This window comes from Gilliamella sp. ESL0250 (assembly GCF_013345045.1).
GTDB lineage: Bacteria > Pseudomonadota > Gammaproteobacteria > Enterobacterales > Orbaceae > Gilliamella > Gilliamella apicola_H.
This window is the reverse complement of the sequence record NZ_JAAEDV010000024.1, coordinates 1-6,858: the sequence shown is the minus strand read 5'-3', so window position 1 is coordinate 6,858 and position 6,858 is coordinate 1. Positions and strand designations below refer to the sequence as shown.

Annotated in this window: 7 protein-coding genes; 4 read left to right on the top strand and 3 right to left on the bottom strand. The window is 34.5% G+C overall.

The features are described from left to right. Nucleotides 1-573 precede the first annotated feature (573 nt). Together mltC and GYY69_RS12550 are read right to left on the bottom strand one after the other, a co-directional pair. Nucleotides 574-1,644, bottom strand: a complete 1,071-nt coding sequence (gene mltC / locus GYY69_RS12555) for a membrane-bound lytic murein transglycosylase MltC (RefSeq protein ID WP_174797992.1) — start codon at nucleotides 1,642-1,644, stop codon at nucleotides 574-576. Between the two features lie 8 nt (nucleotides 1,645-1,652). After that, complete coding sequence (locus GYY69_RS12550) at nucleotides 1,653-1,922, bottom strand: oxidative damage protection protein (RefSeq protein ID WP_065638777.1); 270 nt, start codon at nucleotides 1,920-1,922, stop codon at nucleotides 1,653-1,655. A 215-nt stretch (nucleotides 1,923-2,137) separates the two neighbouring features. Between GYY69_RS12550 and argD the strand changes: the two genes are divergently transcribed. The 3 genes from argD (at nucleotide 2,138) to GYY69_RS12535 (ending at nucleotide 5,032) form a co-directional block, all read left to right on the top strand. Further along, nucleotides 2,138-3,349, top strand: coding sequence for a bifunctional acetylornithine/succinyldiaminopimelate transaminase (gene argD / locus GYY69_RS12545; RefSeq protein ID WP_174797991.1), 1,212 nt, complete (start codon nucleotides 2,138-2,140; stop codon nucleotides 3,347-3,349). A gap of 65 nt (nucleotides 3,350-3,414) precedes the next feature. Next, nucleotides 3,415-4,026 (top strand): ribosome biogenesis GTP-binding protein YihA/YsxC, encoded by a 612-nt coding sequence (gene yihA / locus GYY69_RS12540; RefSeq protein ID WP_174797990.1) that lies wholly within the window; start codon nucleotides 3,415-3,417, stop codon nucleotides 4,024-4,026. Between the two features lie 13 nt (nucleotides 4,027-4,039). Then, the gene (locus GYY69_RS12535) at nucleotides 4,040-5,032 is read left to right on the top strand and encodes a serine/threonine protein kinase (RefSeq protein ID WP_174797989.1); all 993 of its coding nucleotides are present in this window, start codon (nucleotides 4,040-4,042) and stop codon (nucleotides 5,030-5,032) included. Here GYY69_RS12535 and GYY69_RS12530 read toward each other — a convergent pair. Further along, nucleotides 5,021-5,320, bottom strand: a complete 300-nt coding sequence (locus tag GYY69_RS12530) for a GIY-YIG nuclease family protein (protein ID WP_174797988.1) — start codon at nucleotides 5,318-5,320, stop codon at nucleotides 5,021-5,023. The genes GYY69_RS12535 and GYY69_RS12530 overlap by 12 nt on opposite strands. A gap of 190 nt (nucleotides 5,321-5,510) precedes the next feature. On the opposite strand from GYY69_RS12530, the gene GYY69_RS12525 reads away from it, so the two are divergent. Beyond that, nucleotides 5,511-6,215, top strand: coding sequence for a lipopolysaccharide core heptose(II) kinase RfaY (locus GYY69_RS12525; RefSeq protein ID WP_174797987.1), 705 nt, complete (start codon nucleotides 5,511-5,513; stop codon nucleotides 6,213-6,215). The last annotated feature ends 643 nt before the right edge of the window (nucleotides 6,216-6,858 follow it).

The window sequence follows — 6,858 nt, the reverse complement described above, 5'->3', positions numbered from 1 at the left end:
ATTTTCACCGTTAAAATTATAAGGCTTAAAAAAACTTAGCTAGTTTTTTTGGGGATTTTTTGTAAGGGAATGTAAAGGAAAGAATGGGTTAAGCTTTGGGAAAAGCTTTAAAGGATTGAAAATCTTATTTTTTGTTAAAAAACAACAAAAAATATAATAAAATAAATACTCTATCTAATTTTTTTATAATTTTCGGGTTTGGATTTCGGACGTGTTGAGCTGTTGGTGAAATAAATAGCAGCAGTGACAACGGTCGAGTTAGGGTATTTCTAAATTTCTTAACGACTCACGCTTTGACTACAGAATATGACCAACTTATATTTAATTGCATCATCCTAATATTCGTCTCTTCGAGGCTATCTTCGTTTTACTCAGATGCTTTAATTCGTTCCAGACAAATTTGTGTTCTCAACTAACATACCCATGCTAAACATCTCTGTTTGGTATGGGTTGGGATTTAGTAGAAAATGATATAAATTAAACTTTATCACCCCTGTTATTTTTTCAGAATTGAATAGCTCCTTATCATTCGTTATAAATAATAAGGAGCAATTATTTATATTGGTTACCCGCTTATTTATTATCTAAAATCCTACTGACTTTTATCAGATAATTACGTGATTCTTGAGAAGCATGAGAAGTGACGAGTTTTCGATAAACTTGTTGTGGTGTCATCGAATTTATCATGCTGATTGCTTCATTACGATCATTTGAGAATGTACGAAGCACACTACCTGCCCCACCGTTATAAGATGTGATCATGGCATAACGTAATGAAATTGGATTATTAATTCCAGCCAAATATTTTGTTTTTAGCAATGATAAGTAAGCGGTTCCCATATCAACATTATTACGCGGATCGAGCAAAAATTTTCGGCTTGGTTCTCCTGATTTACCCCATAATTTAAAAATATCACGACCTGCTGTATGTTGTTGCACTTGCATAAGACCAAGGGCATCTGTTCGACTAACAGCATAAGGGTTAAACGCTGATTCCACTTCTATAATAGCTAAAATGAGTCGCTCATCAACAAAATAACGATTTGATGCCTCGGTAACAATTGGTAAGAATTTTCTAGCTCGCTGATTAATATGATTTGGCACAAGTTTGATTTCAACATAAGTAATTTTGTGGGTGCCTGATGTTCGTTGTTTCAAATTATTGGCTAGCACATAATCAGCAAAACTATTTGCTCTACCATGCCAACGAATAGGTTGATGTTCTTGATCCAATACCTGATTATATAAAAATGGTTCGCCAGACAAATCTTGACTGATTTTATCATGGCGAATAATATCCACTGGTTCAGGCATAAGTAAGGTCGAAACTATCGCCTCTTTTAAATTTTCTATTGGTGATTCAGACATGGTTTCAATCGTGATCATACCCGAAACAAAGTTAATATGGACGCGCGTTTGTAAATTATCTTCATATTGAACATAGTCTTTAGGGCCAGCTATCAAAATTTCTTTAGGCCCCCAAATTTGTTCAATATTATTAGCATATTGACTAATCAAAATATTAAAGGCATTGGTATCTTTAACATAATAATCATCATTACGATTTTTCGAATTTTTGCTAGGGCAACCCGTTAAAAGGCTCACAGTGATGAGTAATGTGAGAATTTTTTTATTATTTGTCATTTGATATCTCAATTTTGGGGTTTATAACCATCAATAACAATTTCTTCGCCTTCAAATAGAAATTTGATCATTTCCGCTTCAATCTTTTTACGATGCTCAGGATTCATCATATTGAGCTTATTTTCGTTAATTAGCATCGTTTGCTTTTTAAGCCATTCTTGCCATGCTTGTTTTGATATTTCATTAAAAATACGTTTGCCAAGCTCACCAGGGTAAAGTTGAAAATCCAAACCATCAGCATCTTTTTTTAGATAATGACAATAAATAACACGACTCATTTTTATCTCTTTAAAGTACAATTAACGAACTAATGGCTGATTATACCTGAAAATAATGGTAGATAAGAAGAAAATTATTGAATCAGCATTTAAAATAATATCGTTGCAAAATGAATATAAATTTAAAATAACTGAATAATTATTTACTTTACACGGCGGTTAATTCGCTTAAAATAACATAAGCTATTTAGTAAAAATAAATTAAGGATTAAATAATGCAGTCCAAAATTGCACGAGAACTATTTGATCAAGTTATTTTACCTGTTTATGCACCGGCTCAGTTTATTCCTGTTAAAGGCCAAGGTAGCCGAGTTTGGGATCAAGATGGTGAAGAATATATTGATTTTGCTGGTGGCATAGCAGTTAATGCGCTGGGTCATTGTCATCCAAGACTAGTTAAAGCTCTGCATGAGCAAAGTGAAAAGTTATGGCATGTCAGCAATGTTTTTACGAATGAACCGTCACTAAATCTTGCGCAGAAGCTTATTGATAACACTTTTGCTGAGCGTGTGTTTTTTGCCAATTCAGGGGCGGAAGCTAATGAGGCCGCGTTTAAGCTAGCGCGATATTATGCAGCACAAAGATATAGCCCTTATAAGAGCAAAATCATTGCTTTTTATCAATCTTTTCATGGCCGTACGTTTTTTACTGTATCTGTTGGCGGTCAAGCAAAATATTCTGATGGTTTTGGACCAAAACCTGCTGATATCATTCATGTTCCTTTTAATGATCTTAATGCCGTTAAAGCGGTAATGGATGACCATACTTGTGCGGTTGTATTAGAGCCAGTACAAGGCGAAGGCGGATTAACATCAGCAACACCAGAATTTTTACAAGGTGTGCGTGAGTTATGTGATAAACATAAAGTACTACTTGTATTTGATGAAGTACAATGCGGGATGGGGCGAACAGGCAGTTTATATACTTATCAACAATATAATGTAAAACCCGATATTTTAACCTCCGCTAAGGCATTAGGGGGTGGATTTCCAATTAGTGCCATGTTAACAACCAATGAAATTGCGTCAGTCATGCATCCTGGCGTGCATGGTACCACTTACGGTGGTAATCCTCTTGCTTGTGCAGTGGGCTGTGAAGCTTTTGATATTATTAACTCCCCTGAAGTACTTGATGGCGTACAAAAACGGCGTGGGCTGTTCATTGAAAAACTCGAAGAAATTAATGATCAATTTAAACTATTTCGTGAATATCGAGGTAAAGGATTGTTGTTGGGTGCAGAGTTACAACCCAAATTTCACAATAAAGCGCGCGATTTTTTAAACGTTGCCACTGAGTTTAAGGTGATGATCTTAAATGCTGGTCCAAATGTGCTGCGTTTTACACCATCACTCATTATTTCAGATGATGAGATAAAAGAAGGTATGTTGCGATTTGCAAAAGCCGTGGAAAAGGTTGTCAATGCTTAAGTTTTTCTATACAGTAACGGCATTTTAATCAATTAAGTGCCGTTGCATTTAAAGGATACTTATTTATGACCGATTTTCACCGATTAAATTATGCCAAAACTCATTTTATTTTAAGTGCGCCCGATATTTCTCATCTACCTATTGACAGTGGTGTCGAAATTGCTTTTGCGGGTCGCTCTAATGCAGGTAAATCAAGTGCACTAAATACCTTAACCAATCAAAAAGGTCTCGCTAGAACGAGTAAAACTCCAGGGCGAACGCAACTCATCAACCTTTTTGAAGTTGAAGAAAATTGTCGTTTAGTTGATTTACCGGGTTATGGTTATGCTCAGGTGCCGGAAGCCATAAAGCGAAAATGGCAAAAATCACTGGGCGAATACCTCCAAAAACGCGAAAGCCTAAAAGGACTAGTTGTATTAATGGATATCAGACACCCTTTAAAAGATTTAGATCAACAGATGATCGAATGGGCTGTTTCCGTTGATATTCCTGTTATGTTATTACTGACTAAAGCGGATAAACTGGCTTCTGGTGCGCAAAAAAAACAGGTTAACATGGTCAAAGAAGCTATCTTACCTTTTCAGGGGGATATTACTGTTGCGCCTTTTTCATCGCCTAAACGCATTGGACTTGAAGCGCTAAAACAAAAACTGGATGAATGGTTTAGTCAGCAATAAAGGAAATCCTTTAATGGATAGTTCAACATTTTCGTTTCAATCTTTATCGCCAGATCTTATTCTTGATAGCTTATCTTCAATAGGCGTACATGTAGATTCTGGTTTAACCGTATTAAATAGTTATGAAAATCGGGTTTATCAATTTCAAGATGAGGATCGCAAACGTTATGTTGCGAAATTTTATCGCCCTCTCCGCTGGAATAAAAATCAGATTTTGGAAGAGCATCAATTTACGCAGCAATTAGCTGATGCTGAAATACCCGTTATTGCGCCATTAACATTTAATCATACCACGCTACACGAGTATCAAGGTTATCTGTTTGCCCTGTTTCCAGGTGTGGGGGGGCGACAATACGAAATGGATAATATAGAACAAATGGAATCGGTGGCTATGTTTCTTGCCCGTATTCATCAAATTGGCGCAAAGCAGCCTTTTTTGCATCGCCCAACTATTGGGTTAGAAGAATATCTCTATTATCCTCAAGAAATTTTATTATCTTGTCGCTTTATTCCTAAGAAAGTGCAATCTGATCTTAAAATAACCTTAGCGCAATTAATTAAAACCGTTGAGCAATACTGGCATAACGATTGGCAACCTATTCGCCTACATGCCGATTGTCACGCAGGCAATATTTTATGGCGTGATAATGCAATGTTTGTTGATTTTGATGATGCGCGTAATGGTCCTGCTATTCAAGATCTGTGGATGTTGCTTTCTGGCAATCAGCAAGAGCGACGCATACAGTTAGATATGCTAATTGAAATGTATCAAGAGTTTTATGACTTTGATAACCATCAATTACAACTTATTGAACCTTTAAGAGCAATGAGAATAGTTCACCATTTAGCATGGATTTTAGAACGCTGGCAAGATCCTGCTTTTCCCATCGCCTTTCCATGGATGACTGATGATGATTTTTGGCGTCAACAATTAGTTGAATTTGCACAGCAAATTACTGCCATAAAATCGCCACCACCACAATTGATGGCAATGTTACAAAATTAAGAAATCAAGCAACAACTGTTCTAAATTAGGTTGTTGCAAAACCAATCGTTCTTTTTTTTGCTTAGATAGCTGCTTTATTTGATACTCAATTTTAAGCGCAGTTGACCTATCACCCACATTAACTTGATAAACAATACTGAGATCTTTATGGCCTTTTAAATGTTTAGCACCTTTACCATTTTTATGTTGTTGCAAACGCCTAGCAACATCGGTGGTGATACCTGTGTACAATGATTGCTTTGCTGTTCTAATAATATATAAAAACCATACTGATACGTTGTTTTTCATAAATAATCAAGAATAACCAATTTATCTATTTGTTAATAATAGTATTTTCATCTTATTATTAGTATAACACCGATTTTAGTCACTTTTGTGTAAAGTGGATCGAGTAATGCAAAAGTTATAGCTTCGTTTACTTTAATGGGGATAATGTTTAAGATAGGCATAATTTTTTATGTATTTTAAGGCAATAAATTTGAATAACTTTGCAAAAATTATTGAAATCCAACGTGGCGATATGAAATTCGCTTATGTACAAAATGATGAAATCAATTACCTAGACCTTTTTGATCAATTTTTGGCGGAAGAAGGGCATCATGAATTACTCGATCCTAGCGATAAATTAGAGCGATATACTTATTTAATCAATCATAATAAAAGCCAATTTATTTTTAAAATTGATGGTGGCGTTGAACACCGTTTAGAGCGTCGCTTGATCGCCAAAATTACAGGTGATTTTTATTTCAATTTAATTCGTAAACTCGCCAAAATATCGCTTGATAAATGTGATATTGCTTATGAACTTTATTTGGTTGCTTTCGACCAAAAAACAAAGCGTCATTATATGATTTTCAATTTTATTGAGGGACGATCTTTAAAATGGGAAGAAATGAAAGAGTATGGCGAGCAAATAAAAAACTGCATAGAAAAACTGCACAGCTATAATCTAGTCTCTAATGATGTCCATGGTGGCAATTTTATCCTAACACCTGATGGAAAAATCAAAGCTATTGATTTAACTAACTCAGGTTTTATTTGGTTAACTAAAGCCAATGACGCAATTGAATTAAAAGAACGTTTTAATATCAAAATTAAGGTTCCTTTTTTTGCCATGGCAATTAAAAAATTTACTCATGGATTTAAACGGTTATCTCGTAAAATCCGCGGTAAAGAAGATTAATGATCTATAATCATTGTGAGGAATTGGTTACTCACAATGATAATTAATGCGGATATCAAACGTTAGCTATTAATACATAACCTTTCGATTAATCTATAGGATTCATTGTAGTAAAACGCCCAATTATTATACTTCATGACTCCAATAATCCGCTAAAAACGTATAAAGCATTTTTACCCGCAATCGCTTTATGCGATTTAACTGTAAAAGAAAATAAATCATTTTCTATCTTTTGAATCGCTAACTATTTGTTGGTGGGTAGATTTTATGGATTTTTGATTGATAAGATGGTTATCAAATGTTTTAATCAATAGATATTACCAATTCTCAAATAACCACGAAACGGTATAGAATCCTGAATATTTTTTACAAAAAATATAACCTAAAAAAGAAATATCACATCTTCATTAAAGTGCCTATCGTTTTCGACTTTCTCATTCCTTTGTTGTTGGGTAGTTTTTGTGAATTTTTGATTGGCACGATAGTTATCACATGTTTTAACCAATAGATACTGCAAATTCTCAAATAACCACGAAACGGTATAGAATCCTGAATATTTTTTACAAAAAATATAACCTAAAAAAGAAATATCACATCTTCATTAAAGTGCCTATCGTTTTCGACTTTCTCATTCCTTTGTTGT